The 17,911-nt window shown below is 65.2% G+C and carries 16 protein-coding genes, 1 tRNA gene and 1 pseudogene; 6 read left to right on the forward strand and 12 right to left on the reverse strand.

Features of this window, described 5'->3' with window-relative positions; all coding sequences use genetic code 11:
- Positions 1-9: 9 nt before the first annotated feature.
- The 8 genes from B4383_RS11770 to pheS all read right to left on the reverse strand — a co-directional run bounded on the left by B4383_RS11770 (position 10) and on the right by pheS (position 9,546).
- Complete coding sequence (locus B4383_RS11770) at positions 10-498, reverse strand: arginine repressor (protein WP_078292667.1); 489 nt, start codon at positions 496-498, stop codon at positions 10-12.
- Positions 495-1,433: an ornithine carbamoyltransferase gene (gene argF / locus B4383_RS11775; RefSeq protein WP_078292668.1), complete on the reverse strand. Its 939-nt coding sequence runs from the start codon at positions 1,431-1,433 to the stop codon at positions 495-497. Before argF ends, B4383_RS11770 begins: the two co-directional genes overlap by 4 nt.
- Positions 1,430-2,620 carry an acetylornithine transaminase gene (locus tag B4383_RS11780; protein ID WP_078292669.1) on the reverse strand — a complete coding sequence of 397 codons (1,191 nt, stop codon included), beginning with the start codon at positions 2,618-2,620 and terminating at the stop codon, positions 1,430-1,432. Before B4383_RS11780 ends, argF begins: the two co-directional genes overlap by 4 nt.
- Complete coding sequence (gene argB / locus B4383_RS11785; protein ID WP_078292670.1) at positions 2,617-3,486, reverse strand: acetylglutamate kinase; 870 nt, start codon at positions 3,484-3,486, stop codon at positions 2,617-2,619. The genes B4383_RS11780 and argB overlap by 4 nt, the downstream gene beginning before the upstream one ends.
- Positions 3,483-4,724, reverse strand: coding sequence for a bifunctional glutamate N-acetyltransferase/amino-acid acetyltransferase ArgJ (gene argJ, locus B4383_RS11790; RefSeq protein ID WP_078292671.1), 1,242 nt, complete (start codon positions 4,722-4,724; stop codon positions 3,483-3,485). Before argJ ends, argB begins: the two co-directional genes overlap by 4 nt.
- Positions 4,721-5,764: an N-acetyl-gamma-glutamyl-phosphate reductase gene (gene argC / locus B4383_RS11795; protein WP_078292672.1), complete on the reverse strand. Its 1,044-nt coding sequence runs from the start codon at positions 5,762-5,764 to the stop codon at positions 4,721-4,723. The genes argJ and argC overlap by 4 nt, the downstream gene beginning before the upstream one ends.
- 252 nt (positions 5,765-6,016) lie before the next feature.
- Positions 6,017-8,491: a phenylalanine--tRNA ligase subunit beta gene (pheT, locus tag B4383_RS11800; protein WP_078292673.1), complete on the reverse strand. Its 2,475-nt coding sequence runs from the start codon at positions 8,489-8,491 to the stop codon at positions 6,017-6,019.
- Positions 8,491-9,546 (reverse strand): phenylalanine--tRNA ligase subunit alpha, encoded by a 1,056-nt coding sequence (gene pheS / locus B4383_RS11805; protein WP_139360713.1) that lies wholly within the window; start codon positions 9,544-9,546, stop codon positions 8,491-8,493. The genes pheT and pheS overlap by 1 nt, the downstream gene beginning before the upstream one ends.
- 99 nt (positions 9,547-9,645) lie before the next feature.
- Here pheS and B4383_RS11810 point away from each other — a divergent pair, with 99 nt between their 5' ends.
- Genes B4383_RS11810 through B4383_RS11820 form a run of 3 tightly spaced genes read left to right on the forward strand, consistent with a single transcriptional unit; the run spans position 9,646 to position 12,088 of the window.
- Positions 9,646-10,056: a DUF6653 family protein gene (locus tag B4383_RS11810; RefSeq protein WP_353615626.1), complete on the forward strand. Its 411-nt coding sequence runs from the start codon at positions 9,646-9,648 to the stop codon at positions 10,054-10,056.
- 50 nt (positions 10,057-10,106) lie between these two features.
- Positions 10,107-11,588, forward strand: a complete 1,482-nt coding sequence (locus tag B4383_RS11815; protein ID WP_078292734.1) for an AlkA N-terminal domain-containing protein — start codon at positions 10,107-10,109, stop codon at positions 11,586-11,588.
- Positions 11,585-12,088, forward strand: coding sequence for a methylated-DNA--[protein]-cysteine S-methyltransferase (locus tag B4383_RS11820; protein ID WP_078292675.1), 504 nt, complete (start codon positions 11,585-11,587; stop codon positions 12,086-12,088). Before B4383_RS11815 ends, B4383_RS11820 begins: the two co-directional genes overlap by 4 nt.
- Here B4383_RS11820 and B4383_RS11825 read toward each other — a convergent pair.
- A complete protein-coding gene (locus tag B4383_RS11825; protein ID WP_139360715.1) occupies positions 12,045-12,815 on the reverse strand; it encodes a rhomboid-like protein in 771 nt (256 codons plus the stop codon). The two genes, B4383_RS11820 and B4383_RS11825, sit on opposite strands and share 44 nt — an antisense overlap.
- 18 nt (positions 12,816-12,833) lie before the next feature.
- Positions 12,834-13,844 carry an adenylate/guanylate cyclase domain-containing protein gene (locus B4383_RS11830; protein ID WP_078292677.1) on the reverse strand — a complete coding sequence of 337 codons (1,011 nt, stop codon included), beginning with the start codon at positions 13,842-13,844 and terminating at the stop codon, positions 12,834-12,836.
- 229 nt (positions 13,845-14,073) lie between these two features.
- Between B4383_RS11830 and B4383_RS11835 the strand changes: the two are divergent.
- The 3 genes and pseudogenes from B4383_RS11835 to B4383_RS11845 all read left to right on the forward strand — a co-directional run bounded on the left by B4383_RS11835 (position 14,074) and on the right by B4383_RS11845 (position 16,714).
- Positions 14,074-15,065, forward strand: a pseudogene (locus B4383_RS11835) (oxygenase MpaB family protein).
- Between the two features lie 481 nt (positions 15,066-15,546).
- On the forward strand, positions 15,547-16,149 hold the full coding sequence (locus B4383_RS11840; RefSeq protein WP_078292678.1) for an MspA family porin: 603 nt from the start codon (positions 15,547-15,549) through the stop codon (positions 16,147-16,149).
- Positions 16,150-16,159: 10 nt separating this feature from the next.
- A complete protein-coding gene (locus B4383_RS11845) occupies positions 16,160-16,714 on the forward strand; it encodes a hypothetical protein (protein WP_078292679.1) in 555 nt (184 codons plus the stop codon).
- Positions 16,715-16,804: 90 nt separating this feature from the next.
- Here the strand turns inward: B4383_RS11845 and B4383_RS11850 are convergent.
- Together B4383_RS11850 and B4383_RS11855 are read right to left on the reverse strand one after the other, a co-directional pair.
- A tRNA-Cys gene (locus B4383_RS11850) sits at positions 16,805-16,875 on the reverse strand.
- 70 nt (positions 16,876-16,945) lie between these two features.
- On the reverse strand, positions 16,946-17,902 hold the full coding sequence (locus B4383_RS11855) for an oxidoreductase (RefSeq protein WP_078292680.1): 957 nt from the start codon (positions 17,900-17,902) through the stop codon (positions 16,946-16,948).
- Between the last annotated feature and the right edge of the window lie 9 nt (positions 17,903-17,911).

Consider the following 17,911-nt stretch of genomic DNA (forward strand, 5'->3'; position numbering starts at 1 on the left):
ATTCTCCTTTTAAGCAAGCTGTTCGAACAGTGCGGCGAGCTGGGCTCCGGTCAAGGGTTCGCGGGCGATCACCGCAATGGTGTCATCCCCCGCGATGGTCCCGACAACGTCGGGTAACGCGGCGCGATCGATCGCGCTGGCGAGATAGTGCGCGGCACCCGGCGGTGTACGCAGCACCGCGAGATTACCGCTGGAGTCGGTCGCTACCAGCAGCTCCCCCAGCAACCGGGAGAGCCGGTCGGTGCCGCCGGACACGCCACGAACAGGACTGCCGTCCTCGGGCACCACGTACACCCCCACTCCGCCGTCGGCGGCGCGGAGCTTGACGGCACCGAGCTCGTCGAGATCCCGGGACAAGGTGGCCTGCGTGGTCTCGATGCCCTCGGCAGCCAGCAGCGCTGCCAGTTCACCCTGGCTGCGCACCGACTGAGTGGACAGCAGTGCGACGATGCGGGCTTGGCGCCCTGCGCGGGTGTCGGCCGCATGTGAGGCCGTCATCGCTGCTCCAGCAGCCACACCAGTAAGGCCTTCTGGGCGTGCAGACGGTTCTCGGCCTCATCCCAGACAGCGCTCCGTGGACCGTCGATCACCTCATCGGTGATCTCCTCGCCACGGTGGGCGGGAAGGCAGTGCAGGACAATGGCTTCTGAGTCCGCCACACCGAGCAGATCCTCGTTCACCTGGAACGGCCGGAACGGCCGGACCCTGTCGAGCCCGTCATTCTCCTGCCCCATCGAGGTCCAGGCGTCAGTGACGAGCACATCTGCGCCGGCCGAAGCGATCCGCGGGTCGGCGGTCACAGTCACCGAGGCGCCGGTGCTGGCGGCGATCCGCTCGGCTTGGGTGACGTACTTGGCATGTGGTGCAAACCCATTGGGCGCCGCGATCGTCACGTGGATGCCGGCGGTGACGCCACCGACCATCAGTGAGTGCGCCATGTTGTTCGCACCGTCGCCCAGATACGTCAGCCGCAATCCGGCCAGCGAACCTTTACGTTCGGCCAGTGTCTGCAGATCGGCGAGCACCTGACAGGGATGGAAGTCGTCAGACAGGGCATTCACGATCGGCACCGTGGACCCGGAAGCCATGGCGGTCAAGCGTTCCTGCGCGTAGGTCCGCCACACGATGGCTTCCACGTAGCGGGACAGCACCTGTCCGGTGTCTTCGAGGGTCTCCTCACGACCCAGCTGTGTGGTACGGCTGTCGACTACCACGGCGTGCCCGCCCAGCTGCGCTATGCCCATCTCAAAAGAGAAGCGGGTTCGAGTGGAGTTCTTCTCGAAGATGACGGCGACCCCGCGCGGCCCCTCAAGCGGCCGCCGCGAAAACGGTGCCTTCTTGAGCTCGGCGGCCAGTGTCAGGACTTCGGCCTGCTCGGCGGGTGACAGATCGTCATCCCTGAGGAAATGGCGAATTGACCTCGAATTACTCATGCCAGCTCCTGTCCTGCTGCGGTATCGAGGATGCCGGGCAGCGCGGCGACGAACTCCCCGATCTGTTCGTCGCTGATGATCAGCGGTGGGGCTAGCCGCAGCACGTCGGGTGCGGCGGCGTTCAGAAGGAAGCCAGCCTCGCGTGCCGCGGACTCGGCGGCCTTGGCGCGTTGTTCCGTCAGGACAATGCCCAGGAGCAGTCCGGCGCCACGCACCCGCGCGACCAAGGGATGGTTCAGCCCTTCGATGGCATGGCTCAACGACTTTCCAGCCGCTGCAGCGTGGTCGATGAGGTTCTGCTCATCGAGGACCCGCAGCACCGCCAGAGCAGCCGCCGCACATACAGGATTACCCCCGAATGTGCTGCCGTGCAGACCAGGAGTGAGCAGCTCCGCGGCCGCCCCGGTCGCGATACAGGCGCCGATGGGCAGCCCGCCGCCGAGCCCCTTGGCCAGGGTGACGATATCGGGGGTGATACCCACCTGTTGATGCGCGAAAAATGTTCCGGTACGCCCAATTCCGGTTTGTACCTCGTCGAGCACCAGCAGCACGCCGTGGCGGGCGGTGATCTCGCGTACCCCGGCGAGGTAGCCCTCCGGCGGAACCACCACTCCGCCTTCACCCATGATCGGTTCCAGGAAGACCGCAGCGGTGTCCCCATCGACTATGGCCTCGATGGCGGCCAGGTCGCCGTAGGGTACGTGGACCACCCCTGCGGGCAGCGGCTCGAACGGGGCCTGCTTGGACGGCTGGCCGGTGAGGGCGAGCGATCCCATGGTTCGGCCATGGAAGGCGCCCTCGGCCGCTACGACTTTCGTACGTCCGGTCAGGCGGGTCACCTTGAACGCGGCCTCGTTGGCTTCGGTGCCGGAATTGCAGAGAAACACCCTGCCGGCAACACCCAGCCGTGCGACGAGCGCCTCGGACAGCTCGATGCCGGGACCCGTCGCGTACAGATTCGACGTGTGGCCCAGCGTGGAGAGTTGATGCGTGACGGCATCGATGACGGTCTGGTTGCGGTGGCCCAACACGTTGACTGCGATGCCACCCAACAGATCCAAGTACTGCTTGCCGTCGACGTCGGTGACGACGGCACCGTCGCCCTCGGCAAGGACCACCGGCGGTGTGCCGTAGTTGTTCATCATGACGCTTTCCCAGCGTTGCTGAGTCTCACTGGTACTGCTCATGATTGGCTCCTGACGATTGTCCCGACGCCCTCGTCGGTGAATAGTTCGACCAACACGCAATGCTCGACGCGCCCATCGATGATGTGGGCGCTGGGCACGCCACCGTCCACCGCGCGCAGACATGCCTCGACCTTGGGAATCATCCCCGATTCCAGAGCGGGAAGGAGCCCGCGCAGATCCTCGGCGGCTATAGCGGTAACCAGCGATCCCCGATCCGGCCAGTCGGTGTATAGCCCCTCGATATCGGTAAGCATCAGGAGGCGCTCGGCGCCAAGGGCTTCGGCGAGCGCACCGGCCGCCGTGTCGGCATTGAGGTTGTGCACCACACCGTCCGTGTCGGGCGCAAGGGTGGATACCACGGGGATACGTCCGGCATCGATCAGGTCAAGGATCGCTTCCGGATTTACCTGTGCCACATCACCGACCAGTCCGATATCGGTCTCGACGCCATCCACGGTCGCGGTGCGCCGCACGGCCGTGAACAGTTGCGCGTCCTCGCCGGTGATCCCCACCGCGTAGGGTCCGTGGCTGTTGATCAACCCGACGAGCTCACGGCCGACCTGGCCGAACAGCACCATGCGCGCGATGTCCAGTACTTCCGGCGTGGTGACCCGGAAGCCCCCCTTGAACTCGCCGGACACGCCGAGTTTTTTCAGCATCGACGTGATCTGCGGGCCGCCGCCGTGCACGACGACAGGATGGATACCGCAATTGCGGAGGAAGACCATGTCTTCGGCGAAGGCCGTTTTCAGGGCGTCGTCGGTCATGGCGTTGCCGCCGTATTTGATCACGACGATGGCGCCGTGCAGCTTCTTGAGCCACGGCAGCGCCTCGGCCAGCACCCGCGCTTTTTTCGGGGCCTTCATGAGCTGTACGCCGAATTCTCTTCGACGTAGGCATGCGAGAGATCGGTGGTCCGGATGGTCGCCGTCTGATCTCCGGCGCCGAGGTCGATAAGCACTTCGACATCCGGCCCGGACAGGTCGATATCACGGGCACCTTGGACACCAGTGCAGTTGGCACATACCAGGTTTCCGTTAAACGACACGGTGACGCGATCAGGATCGAGGTCCACCGGAGCCATCCCCACCGCTGCGAGCACCCGACCCCAGTTGGGGTCTGAACCGAAGAGGGCGGTCTTGACAAGGCTGTCGCGAGCGACGGTCCGCGCGGTGGCGACCGCGTCGTCCTCACTGACCGCGCCGGTGACGGTGATCAGGATCCGTTTGGTGACACCCTCGGCATCGGACTGCAGCTGCGCGGCCAGGTCGTCGCAGACCCGGGCGACCGCCGCGGCGAATTCCTGGGCATCGGGCGTGATCTCGCTTGCGCCGGAGGCCAGCAAGAGCACGGTGTCGTTAGTCGAACAGCTGCCGTCGACGTCGAGCCGGTCGAAGGTGCGAGCGGTCGCCGCCCGTAACGCGGAATCAAGCTGCGCGGCGGGCACGGCGGCGTCGGTCGTGATGACCACGAGCATGGTCGCCAGCGAAGGCGCGAGCATGCCCGCGCCTTTGGCCATGCCGCCCACCGTCCAGCCACCTTTATGGTGCAGCGCAGCCTCTTTGGGCACGGTATCGGTGGTCATGATGGCGTGGGCGGCATCGGTACCGCCGCCCAGTCCCCCCGCCAGCTCGTGCACAATTTCCCGCACCCCGGCCAGCACCTTGTCCATGGGCAACCGGTCTCCGATGAGCCCGGTGGAGCACACGGCGACCTCAATGGCCCCGGTCTCGGTGCCCCAGTCGCTGAGAGTCTTCGCAACCTCTTCCGCGGTGGCGTGGCTGTCCTGAAATCCGAGTGGTCCGGTGCAGGCATTCGCTCCGCCGGAATTGAGAATCACGGCGCGCAGACGGCCCGTGGTGAGTACCTGCTGTGACCAGAGCACCGGTGCGGCCTTCACCTTGTTACGGGTGAATACGCCCGCCGCAGCGTAGTCCGGTCCCTCGTTGAAGACCAGGGCAAGATCGGGCCTACCCGACGCCTTGATGCCGGCGGCGATTCCGGCTGCCTTGAAACCTGCGGGTGCGGTGACGCCCTGCGTGCGCACCAGTGGTGACGTCGCAGCGGTCCCGGATGAGCCGCTTGCGCGAAGACCATCGGTCACGGTGCCACCCCCACGAAGGTCAGACCGTCGCCCTCGGGCCAGCCGAGGGCGAGGTTCATGGATTGAACCGCGGCCCCGGCGGTGCCCTTCACGAGGTTGTCGATGGCTGCGATCGCCACCAACACACCCGCATCGGGGTCGACCGCGAGGCCGATGTGTACGGCGTTACTCCCCGATACCGCCTTGGTGGTGGGCAAATGTCCGTCGGGAAGCACATGGACGAACGGCTCATCGTGATATGCCTCCTCGTAGGCCTCTCGGATGTCGGCCAGGGTTGCCGTGGTCGGCGCTGTACACGTGGCAAGGATGCCGCGGGGCATGGGAACGAGCACCGGTGTGAAGGAGACGGTGACCGGCTTGCCCGACGGATGATTCAGTCCCTGAGCGATTTCCGGGGTATGCCGATGCGCACCGGCAACGTTGTAGGCGCGCGCAGATCCCATCACCTCGGAGGCCAGTAGATCGGCCTTGGGGGCACGTCCGGCGCCCGTGGTGCCGCTTACCGCCACCACGGTGGCCGAGGGTTCCACGAGGCCCGCCGTCACTGCGGGAGACAACGCCAACAGTGCCGCTGTCGGATAGCAGCCGGGAACTGCCACGCGCCTGGTGCCGTGCAGGGCATCGCGCTTGCCCGGAAGCTCGGGCAAGCCGTACGGCCAGCTTCCGGCATGCTGTGAGCCGTAGTAGCGCTGCCACGCGGCGGCATCGGTCAGCCGAAAGTCCGCACCGCAGTCGACGATGAGGGTCTGCGGCCCCAGCTCATCGGCGATCTTGGCCGAGGAACCGTGCGGGAGCGCGAGGAACACCACGTCATGGCCCCGCAACAGTTTGGGATCGGTGGGCTGTAGTTTGTGGTCAGCCAAAGGCGTCAGATTCGGGTGATGCTCGATGAGGCTGCTGCCGGCATTCGAGCCAGCGGTCAGCACCCCGATCCGTAGGCGGCCCGCGGCATACGCCGGATGTGCGAGCAGCAGGCGCAAGATCTCGCCGCCGGCGTAGCCGCTGGCACCCGCGACCGCGACTGAGAACCCAGTAGTCATGGAATCAATTCTGTATCATTATGCAGGCAAGCGCAAATATATTCGATGAATCGTGGGGATTCGTGGTCAACCTCAACTTGAGCTAAACGGTGTAATGCCCGGCTCCCACAGCTACGGTAGAAGTAGCTGGCGAATAGCGCCAGCAGTCGATAACGAGCGAGAAGGGAGCCTTCCATGTCGGATCGTGCCGATCGTCAGCGCCAGGAGCAGCACCGCGAGCAGGCTGACCAGCGCCGGGGACAGTAAGACCTGCTAGGCGCGTTGGGTTGCCCCGACGCGCTCGGCCGCAGAGGCCACTGCCGTGATCCGTGCGGCGGTGGCCTCGTCTTCTGTCAAGGTCCGGTCAGCCGCCCGGAAACGCAGCCGGAAGTTCAACGATTTGTTGCCCTCGCCAACTTGCGGTCCGGTGTAGACCTCCACGAGCCGCACATCCTCGATGAGCTCACCCGCACCGTCGCGCAGCGCCTCGGTGACCGCATCGGCGGGCACTGTCTCGGCGACCACCAACGAGACGTCCTGAAGAACCGCGGGAAACGGCGAAATCCTTGGTGCGGGAAGCGGATTAGTGACGGGAAGCGCATCGAGGTTCAGTTCCAGAGCGCACGTGCGCTTAGGCAGCCCGAGCCGCTCGATCACCGCCGGATGCAGCTCACCGGCATGCCCGACAACCTGGCCGTCGGCCACAATCTCTGCGCACCGCCCCGGGTGCCAGGGCAATTCGTCGCCGGCGCGCAGCGAAAGATCCACATAAGCGGCACGCCCGATAATCCGCGCCGCCTCCAGTGCGTCGGTGACATCTGCTGCGCGTCCACCCCCCCACGGTCCACTCGGCTCGCGCACCCCGGCCAGCACAAGCGCCACATGGACCGGCTGCGCGGGCAGGGATTCGAGCAGTGCGGTGAGCTCGGCCTCCGAGGGGCGATCGGTGACATCGAGCAGCGGGATCGCCCGGGTTTCCCCGGTTGGCCGTACGACCTGACCAATGGTGAACAGCGCTACATCGGAAGTACCGCGAGAAATGTTGCGCGACAGGGCTTCGAGCACACCAGGCAACAGGGTGCTGGCCAGCTCGGGGCGATCGGATTCCAGCGGGTTGAGAACTTTAGTAGTACGGCGGCGTGCATCGTCGCCATCCAGTCCCCATGCGTCGAATACCCCAGCCGGCAAGAAGGGCATCGGCAAGATCTCGGTGTATCCGCTGAGGGCCAACGACTTCCCTACCGCACGGCGACGGCGTTGCGTCGGTGTGAGACCGCCGCCTTGTGGCGCCGCGGGCAGAACCGACGGGATGTCTTCCAGACCTTCGAGTCGCAGTACCTCCTCGACCAGGTCGGCACCCTCGACAATGTCGGGGCGCCAGCTCGGCGGCATCACCCGCAGTGTGTCGCCCTCGGCAACCACCTCGGCGCCGATCTGACGGAGCCGGTGCTCTGCCACTCCGGCGGCGTAGGTGACTCCGGCGACGCGCGCGGGCAGGTCAGCGGCGATGACGATCTCCGACCGGGCTTCCGCGTCCGCGGACCAGTCGGTGAGCTCGGCAGGGGTGCTGCCGCCAGCAATCTCACGCAGCAGAGATGCGCAACGATCAAGCGCGGCAACGGATATCGCAGAATCGACGGAACGTTCGTAACGGCGCCCCGCCTCGCTGTGCAGGTGCAACCGTCGTTGGGTGCGCAGCACCGCAGCCGGATCCCACACCGCCGCTTCAAGGAGCACGTCCGTGGAGTCGTCGCGCATTTCGGTGCTACCTGCGCCCATCACACCGCCGATGGCGGTGACACCGGCGTCGTCTGCGATCAGGACGTCGCCGGGTTCAAGTGTGCGTTCTACGTCGTCGAGGGTGACCACCGTTTCACCGGGTGTGGCGAACCGCACCCGGAAATCCCCGCTGATCCGGGCGTTGTCGTGCGCGTGCATGGGGTGCCCGATTTCGAGCATCACATAGTTGGTGGCGTCCACCGCCGGCGAGATGGCCCGGATACCGCAGAGAATCAGCCGGCGCTGCAGCCACCATGGCGATACCGCTGCCGGATCGATGCCGATGACCGGACGCAACCCGAATCGCTTGACTCCGGTCCCGGCATCGATATGCACGGGCAGCGACGGCCCATCGGCCGCGAGCGGCTGTACCGCAGCGGGATCGACGAACTCCAGGTCGTACGCACACGCCAGATCGCGTGCCAGTCCGCGAACAGACAGGCAGTATCCGCGATCGGGCGTAATCGACAGATCGAAGATGGCATCGTCAAGTCCGACGACCTCGATGGCATCGGCACCAGGCTTGGCGGTCCCCGCGGGCAGCACCAGAATGCCCGCCGATTCCGACCCGAGGCCGAGCTCGGTCGTCGAGCAGATCATTCCGTCCGAGGTGTGGCCGTAGGTCTTTCGTGTTGCGATAGCGAAGTCACCGGGCAACGTGACACCCGGTAGTGCCACTACCACGAGGTCATCGACCGCGAAGTTGGACGCACCACAGACGATTTCACGAGGCTCGGCCTCGCCGACGTCGACCAGACAGAACCGGATCGGCTTCTTGAACTCGGTGAGCTCGGTGATCTGGGCGACTCTTCCGACCACGAGCGGACCGGTAACCGGTCCGGGAACGATGACCTCTTCCACCTCGTGGCCAATGCGGATCAGCGTTTCCTCGATATCCGCAGGAGTGGCGGAGAATTCCGGGGCACCGGCGCGCAGCACCTCGATAAGCCAGCTGTAGGGAATACGCATCAGGCACTCACCCCGAACGGAAGGCTGAAGCGCACATCGCCTTCGATCATGTCGCGCATGTCGGGAAGACCGTTGCGGAACTGCAGGGTGCGTTCCAACCCCATGCCAAATGCGAAACCGCTGTATTCGTCGGGATCAATACCGCTGGCTCGCAGGACATTCGGGTTTACCATGCCGCAGCCACCCCATTCAACCCAGCCCGCACCACCCTTCTTGTTCTCAAACCAGACATCCACCTCGGCGGAGGGTTCGGTGAACGGGAAGAAGTGTGGGCGCATGCGGGTGTGTGCCTGCGCCCCAAACATCGCCCGGGCGAATGCGTCGAGGGTGCCCTTGAGATTGGCCAGGGTGAGTCCGCGATCCACCGCGAGTCCTTCAACCTGATGGAAGGCGGGCAGATGAGTCGCGTCGATCTCGTCGGTGCGGAAGGCACGCCCCAGTGAGATCACGTAGACGGGCAGCTCGCGTGCCAACAGGGTGCGGACCTGCACTGGTGAGGTGTGTGTGCGCAGCACCTGTCGAGAATCCTCGGGGGCGATGTAGAAGGTGTCCTGCGTACTACGTGCAGGGTGATCGGGCAGGAAGTTGAGGGCATCGAAGTTGAAGTGTTCGGTTTCCACCTCGGGGCCATCTGCCACCTCCCAGCCCATCGCGACGAAGGTATCCGCGATGTGTTCGGAGAGAATCGTGATCGGATGGCGCGCGCCGACGGCCTGCCGTGTCGAGGGCAACGTCACATCGACACGTTCCGCGACAAGTACCGCCGCGTCACGTTCGGCGCGGAGTGCGTCCAGCCTGGCGTCGTACGCCTGTTGTGCCTGGGTACGCGCGGCGTTGACGAACTTGCCGGCCTCGGCCCGTTGATCCTTCGGCAGTGCGCCGAGAGCCTGACGGGCCAGCGCCACGGGCGACTTCTCCCCCAGATGGTCGATCTTCGCCTGCGCGAGTGCGTCCAGGTCACCCGCGGCGTCGAATGCCGCCCGAGCCGCGTCAACGGCGCTCGTCAGAGTTCTCTCTGAGGGGTCCACTGAAGGGTCCTGCGAGTGATCAGCCACGGATGCCGATCATAGGGTAAGCCGCGTTAACCACCTTCCGGTCATGCCTGACGGGCACGACCGGAGCCGCCTAATGTCGACGGTGTGAATGGCGAAGCAGTGCGCCGCTGGATCTTCGAAAGACATTGTCACCCGGTGAGTGCGTGGTCGCGCTGGGCAAGCACACCGCTGTTGCTCGTGCCGGTGTGGACCCGGCAGTGGCGGTGGGCAATCCCGATCGGCATCTGGCTCGTGATCAACCCGGTCGTGACGCCACCACCCCGGGATGACAGGTCGTTTGCCACTCGCGCTATACGTGGCGAGGAGATCTGGATGACCAAGCCCACGTCGGATACCGCTCTCACCGCGTTGAGCCTCCTCGGCAGCACCGCCCTAGTCTCGGCCCTTGTGGCGGCATGGCGTCGTAGGTGGCTCGGGGCGACAGCGGGCACCGCGATATCGATGGGGATCACGCTGCTGGCCTGGCGTCGCTACGCCCGGATCTGGGAGAAAACCCCGACCGGAGGATAATGTCTGATTTCCGCTAGCACTGTGGCGTGGTGGCGGGCATGCTCGGATGCATGGAACTTGACGCGGAGGCCTGTTACCGGGCCGTGCGGTCCCGTGACACCCGATTCGACGGGCAGTTCTACACGGCGGTTCGCACCACGGGAATCTACTGCCGACCGTCCTGCCCTGCCATCACACCGAAACGGCAGAATGTCTCATTCCATCCCACCGCCGCCTCCGCGCAGGCCGATGGCTATCGGGCGTGCCGACGGTGCCTGCCGGACGCGGCGCCGGGGTCGCCGCTGTGGAATATCAAGTCCGACTTGGCCGTTCGGGCGATGCGCCTCATCGGCGATGGTGTGGTCGAGCGCGAAGGTGTCGAGGGCCTGTCTCGTGCCCTGGGATACTCGAGTCGGCAACTCAACAGGGTTCTGCTGGCTGAGCTCGGCGCGGGCCCGTTGGCCCTGGCACGGGCGAATCGGGCCACCACCGCGCGTCTGCTGATTCAGCGGACCGGGCTGGCCATGTCCGATATCGCTTTTGCGGCAGGGTTTTCCAGTATCCGGCAATTCAACGACACGATTGCGGCGGTGTTCGCGACCACACCGTCGAAGCTGCGGACCGAGTTGCCCCGCCGGGACGACCTGACATCGGCTCCGACACCTAGCGGTGTCAGTCTCAAACTCCCCCTGCGGCAGCCCCATAACGTCGCATGGTCCACCTGGCTGCTGGAACATCACTGCGCGCACGGTGTCGAGGACTTTTCCGAAGGGCGCTACACCCGGGCGCTGCGGATGCCTCATGGTCCGGTCGTCGTGACCCTGACGGTGGCCGCCGATCAGGTGCGGGCGGACCTGCAGCTCACCGATATGCGCGACTTGGCACCTGCCGTGGCGCGCCTGCGTCACCTTCTTGATCTCGACGCCGACCCCGCGGCGGTCGATGACGCGTTGTCGGCGCATCCCGCGCTGGCTCCCCTCGTTGCCGAGGCTCCCGGAATCAGGGTGCCCGGGACGGTCGATGGGTCAGAGCTGCTGTTACGCACCATGATCGGTCAGCAGATCTCGGTGTCCGCGGCCAACACTGCGACGGCAAACCTGGTTGCCGCGCTCGGTGAGGAAGTGACGGACACGACGGGGCGGGTGACTCACCTGTTTCCCACCGCCGAATCTGTCGCTGCGGCGGGCGCGGAGGTATTGGTCGGTCCCGCAGCACGGATCGGCGCGATTGTCGGAGCGGCGGACAGGCTTGCGACGGCTAAGCTGGAGCTGCATCAGGGCATGGCCGCCGCCGACACGCGTCGGCAGCTGTTGGAAATCAAGGGAATCGGACCCTGGACCGCGGACTACGTGGTGATGCGTCAACTCGCTGATCCAGATGTCCTGCTCGAACACGATTTGGTGCTGCGCCGCGGCGCGTTGGCCGAGGGTATCGACCTCGGGGCCGCCCGCGACTGCTCGCCGTGGCGTTCGTATGTATCTATGCACCTGTGGCGCAAGGGGATCGCCGCGCAGACACGTCAACGCAACCGCACGCGGAAAGGAAATTCATGAGCGACTACACGACTCTGACCACGCCGGTAGGACCATTCACCGCCATCGTTGACGGGTCGGGCGCGGTCCTGGCCTCGGGATGGACGGACTCCCCCGACCTGCTGCGCTCGCTGATTCATCCGACGTTGCGCCCGCAGACCCTCAGCCGCAAGCTTGACCTCGGGAAAGTCACCAAGGCTGTCACCGACTACCACGCGGGCGATCTGACTGCCATCGACCCGATTCCCGTCACCCAGCAGTCCGGAGATTTCCTGATGCATGCCTGGGACGTGTTGCGCAATGTCGATCCGGAGGCGCCCATCACCTACAGCGAGTTCGCCACCCGCGCTGGGCGACCCGCTGCCATCCGTGGCGCCGCCAGTGCGTGCGCGCGTAACGCGGCGGCGCTGTTCGTGCCGTGTCACCGGGTGTATCGGGTCGGTGGCGCGTTGGGAGGCTTCCGCTATGGGCTTCCCATCAAGCGATGGCTACTTGATCACGAGGCTTCCGCCGCAACCTGACCCACTGGGTGACGAGTACTGCCGCCAGCGCGGTGGGTACCGCCGCGGCGAGGGTCTGGCCATCTTCGGAGAACATCATGAGGGCGAAGAGTCCGCCGAACCCTAAGAGCACCAATCGAAGTGCGGACCAACGTGGTGTGCGCAGGGAAAGTGTGTGCGCGGCGAGCATTCCGAGGAGAAGTGCCGTGAGGTGTCCTACCTCGGTGAAGGTTTGGTTGCATGCGATGGACACGGCGCCGATGGAGACCCAGCCCGCCATCCAGGAGGCGCGCCAGCGCTGCGGGATCGATGCCGTCAGTGCCCCGACGACGGCAGCCGTTCCATAACTCATCCCCACGTCGCTGGCCCGTGCGAGGGAAACCGGGGCCCAGTGCATCCAGATCGCCAGCGCCGTTCCGATTCCGACGATGAGGGTCGCGCCTATGTGCCCGAGGGCAAAGGTCAATGCCAAACGTCCACTGCGCCATTGTAGTTCAGCGAGGGCGAGGATGCAGATTAAGCCGGGAAGCCATAGGTAGATCGGCCCCGCATCGGTGACAAAGGCGCTGCCGATGAGCGTCCCCAACCGTCCCTGATGCAGGTTGTGCAGATTGGTACTGGCATGCGCGACGACTCGATCTTGCACGCGTGGACCTTCCACAACCAGCACGGTGGCCACCGCGACCAGCGCGACCGCATAAGCGATCGTCACTCGTAGCCGGACTAGCGCGGCCCAGACTCTCCGCATGACCCATGATCGCACCGTCTAGATGCGACCGTCATCTCCCGCCGCTGGCAGTTCCCTGCGAGTTTCGAGCAGGTACATCTTCATGTTCTCGGGCACGCCTGCGGGCCTGCTGGAGAAGAGCGGTCGCCGGACAGGCGTGGGCGTGAGGCCCAAGTGATCGAGAAGCACCAGGGGCACCTTGGCCAGCGCGGGTTGCGAGATTGCCAGGCCACCCTTGGTGGCGCTCTCCATGACACGGGCCGCGATGTTCACGTCGACGCCAAGCCAGTCCGATCCGATGCGCTGAGGCGTGCCGGTGTGGATGCCGATCCGCATCAGCGGCGTATATCCCTGGATTTCAACGTTTCTCAATGCCTCGCGGGCGGGAAGGACAGCACGTAGGGCCGTCACCGGGTCGTCGAAGACGGCCATGATGCCGTCACCCATACGCTTGACCACCTGGCCCCCAGCGTTGAGCATGGGCGGCTCGGCGACCGATGCCACGCGGCGCAGCAATTTCAGGGTCGCCTCGTCGCCGGCCTCCAGTGCCCATTCCGAGAATCCGACGAGGTCGGTGAAGACGAGCGTGACCTCTCGATTGGCCGGTTGCTTGCTGACTTTCTCGGTGAAGGCCTGCCAGATCTGCAGCGCGCCGAACCCGAACTCGCGGAACGCGGTATCCCTGTCGGTCACCAACCGGTCGGCCGCACGCGCCACCGCACTCGCCCCACCAAAACCGCTTGTGGACAAAGGATCACCGAAGTATGGGTCGCCGGGCAGTGAACGCCGGGCGCGGCGTACCGCCGCCACGACGGTGGGATCCCGGTCCATCTTGCGAAACCAGTCACCGGCCGTACGTGACGCGCGCGCGATCTGCCGAGACGTGGGTTCGGAGGGATCGGAGTCTTCCGCCGGCACCGCGTTGTCTGTCGACTCCGCGGCGAGGTCATGCCGCACAGGCCCACGGGTGCGGCCTCGCCTGCGCTTACGGATTCCAGTGTCGTGCTCACGGTCCGGTTCGGCATCGAGGCCTGACGGCTCGATATCCACCGCATCAGCCTATGTGCTGGGGTGTGCGGCGGCAATCTCGTCGTTGCCAGTGTCGCGATGGCCGCGCCCCGCTCCTCGACTGCCTGGTCGCAGTCGGTCGGCGCTGGTAGCGGCAGCGTGGAGCTTCGGACACGGTTGGCAAACGGTTCCCGACACCCCAGGGGGGCTCGCGGACAACGTCGGTTGTCACCCATATCGTGCGTGATAGGCGCCACACAGGAGGTCAACGATGACATCCGCCACTGCCAGCCGAGGTGCTCGGCGATCCGCGCGCGAGCGCTCGTCCGGAGCGCGATCGCCAGCCGAACCAGCGTATGAAATCGATCAGAACGACGCACCGCAACCGCCGGGTCCAGATTCGCCGACATGGAAGTACTTCGCAGATCTGCGCACCGGGCTGCTTGGCGTGTGGATCGGATCCATCCAGAACATGTACCCGGAGTTGGGCGCCGGTGTCGAGGATCATTCGATCCTGTTGCGCGAACCCCTGCAACGGGTCACGCGTTCGGTCTTTCCCATCATGGGCGTGGTCTACGACGGCGACCGCGCCGCGAACACCGGGCGCCAGATTCGGGGTACCACGACACCATCAAAGGTGTCGATGGCAAGGGACGGCGGTACCACGCCCTCAATCCGGAGACCATCTATTGGGCTCACGCCACGTTCTTCATGCTCATCATCAACACCGCCGAGTACTTCTGTGGCGGGCTTACCGAGGCAGAAAAGCGGCAGCTGTTCGCCGAGCACGTCCAGTGGTACCGGATGTACGGCATGAGCATGCGGCCGGTGCCCAATTCCCGGGAAGAGTTCCAGGAGTACTGGGCGCGGGTCTGTGATGACCAGCTGGAGATAAATCGGGCCACGTTGGACATCTTCCACATTCAGATCCCGAAGCCGAAGTACGTACTGATGCCGGACTTCCTCTGGCAGCAGATCTGGGCCCCGGCCAGAGCATTTCAGAACTGGGTTGCCACCGGAGTGTTCAGTTCTTCGGTGTCGGCATACAAGCGCGCACGGGGAGAGTTGCCGCCTGATGCACCCCTCGTCGAGGCACCCAAGATCACCGCACCACCGCGGGATAGGCGGGGAATGCCCATGCACTACGTACCGCCGGCGGTCCAGCCGACGTCGCTCACTGCCCGTGCGGGCGAGCTATTGCATGCCGCCTTCTCGTTGGCCGCTCCCCGGTGGGCCGTCCGGGGTGGTCTCGAGGTCGCGTAACACCTGTTTACGCAGCTTTTACAGGGCACTTCTGTGGCGTAGACCACATTTTCGGCCGCGAAATTCCTATCGCCTGACAGACGAAACTGCGTCGCCCGGACAACGGGTTCACCGTGCCGTGAGCGGCCCGACACGCGGTGTTCATCAGGCGATTGGCCCAGCGCACCAACTAGTTCGGACAGCCTGTCTTTTGTCGATTTTCAGCGTCCAGCAACACATCATCAACGCACCGTGAAGGAAATTCGGGGGTGAGGACGCTTGTCCCACAAGGCGATTCCTGTGAACGGGCTGTGAGTTTTGATCAGCGGCGGTGATTTCGCAGGCGTATCTTTCCGTCAGCTTGATAACGGACCTATCACACCGACCGGTAATCGCCGACGCCGCAATAGCTCCCAAACTCAGACACAGGTTCACCACCATTCACATCCGCAAGGGGAAACGAGGCACTCAGATGGCAGTACGTAAGCGAGTCGGCGCCGTCATGGCGTTGTTCACCGCGATCTGTACCTTGGCTACGGCTCCGGCCCAGGCCGATCCGGTGTCCATGGCGCCGCAGACGTACACCAAGGTAAGTCGTGACGGGTGGACGCTGATGATCCGGATCGACCACGAGACCATCAACTCGGTGCCCAACCTGGCCGAGGCCTCGAACTCCCGCGAGGCGTTCGTGACCTTCGACGCGACGGCGATCGCCACTGGAGGGTCCGCCCCGATCACCGACAGCCTGTTCATCGCGGGATACCAACTGGGTTGTCAGACAGACGTTTCCAGCGGTCTGCAGATCGGTGGCACCGGCGGTCTGGCCGGGTCTGTGGGCTACAGCGGTGGTCCGTCGGTCGGTGGTTCGGGTGGTCTCGCCGGGTTTGTGCAGACCATCTTGCAGCCTGGTGTGATCACCGACCTCCCCCTGGCCAACATGGCGTTGAGTGACAGCGGCAAGGCGATGCTCGATGTCGATAATCTGCACATTAAGGCCGACGCGTGCGGCGGCGATGTCACCATCCGCTCGTATGTCTACTTGAGGATCTCGACCGCCTCGGCGCACACTGAGTTCGCCATCTACGGCGACCCGATCAAGATCTAGGGAGGTACTCGTGCCGAAAAGGAAGATCGTTGCCGCCATGGCAGGTGTCGCCGGAGCGCTAGCGTTGGGAGCGCTCCCGGCGCCCACCGCGCTCGCTGACCCACCGGGGATACCTTTCGTGCCCGGTGTACCGGCACCACTGCCCGCCACCCCCGGCAGCTACACGTACATCTACAACAACTTCCCGGCGGTGGCCCCGGCCACGGTGGACGCGCGCGGCGTGAAGATCGCCGCCAACGCCGATCCCGCGGCCGGTGCTGCCGGACTGCCGGGCAGCAAGTTGGGCAATGCCGCTCATCCCGCGAACGTGTTGACCTCTTCCAGCACGCGGTACGGGATTCAGGGCGGCACGACGCCCGCCGCGCCTGCCAGCACCACGGGCGTGCAGTTCGGTGCGGGGAACGAGAACCCCGCGCTGGAGGATCCGCACGGTGCACCGCCGCAAAGCGCGGCCGGGATCGAGGCGACCGCTCCGACGGTGATGCCGGGAGCGCCAACCCCTCCAGTTCTCGAGTCGCCGGATGGTCAACCGCCGAACCCCGCGGAAGAGCCGGCCGCCGGCTAACGGACCAACGTCGACAATGAGCCCCCTGTTCGCAGGGGGCTCATTGTCGACGTTGGGGGCTCATTGTCGACGTTCGCTTGACGAAACCAGAGCGAGTGACGGGACTCGAACCCGTGTGAACGGCTTTGCAGGCCGGTGCCTAGCCTCTCAGCCACACCCGCGTCGAGCACCTATCATGCCGAACCACGATGCGCGACACGAGTGTTGGACTCAGAGTGATCGCAGCGGGGCCTAGCCGGTGAGGCGGGAGTAGTTCGCGCCGGTGAGCTCTACCGACTTCTCCCATAGCCGCGCCGCCAGCTGCGCATCACGTGCCTCGCTGGATCGGGGCGCACGAGCCACCGGTCCGCGCGCACCAGTCAGTTGAGTGGGGCCAAGGTAGTCGTCGGGCTGAACATCGGGCATCGACGCCGCGTACAGCTCAGCCTCGGCGCCCTGGCGCTCGTCCTGGAGCACCAGACCCATGCCGAAGTAGAAGGCCTTATGTAGCCCTGGGATCTTCGGGATCATGGAATCGAACAGGTTGGTGGCGGCCACCCCGGGGTGCACATTCACCGATACCAGCGAGGATCCGGCGGCGGCGGCCTTGCGGGCCAGCTCCGAGCCGAACAGCATGCAGGCGAGCTTCGAGGCGCGGTATGCGGTCATCCGGTTGTACCGACGTTGGGTGAAGTTCAGATCATCGACCTTCAGTTGATTGCGTCCCTGCGCGTGCGCGACACTTCCCAGCGACACCACCCGGGGTGCGTCGGCAGCGAGCAGCGAGGGCAGCAGCGCGTCGGTCAAGACGAAGTGACCGAGGTGGTTGACGCCGATCTGCATCTCGAATCCCTCGGCGGTACGCCGCAGCGGAATCGCCATGACGCCGGCGTTGTTGATCAGTACGTCGACAGTGGCCGCCTGAGTGCGGATCGCGTCTGCGGCGGACCGCACGGAGGCAAGGCTGGTGAGGTCCAGTTCGACCAGCGCATGATCGGCGTTGGGCCCCAGTGAGCGCACCTTGTCCAGCGCTGCCCGCCCGGTCTCCTGGTTGCGGCAGGCCAGCACGACGCGTGCACCGGCGCGGGCCAGCGCCTCGGCGGCGACGAGACCTAGGCCATTGTTCGCGCCGGTGATCACGTGTGTCTTACCGGTCTGGTCGGGAACATCCGACTCACGAAAGTGCCTGATCTGCAGGGGTGCGGGCATTAGGTTCCT

It is taken from the genome of Mycobacterium sp. D16R24 (assembly GCF_002013385.1).
GTDB lineage: Bacteria > Actinomycetota > Actinomycetes > Mycobacteriales > Mycobacteriaceae > Mycobacterium.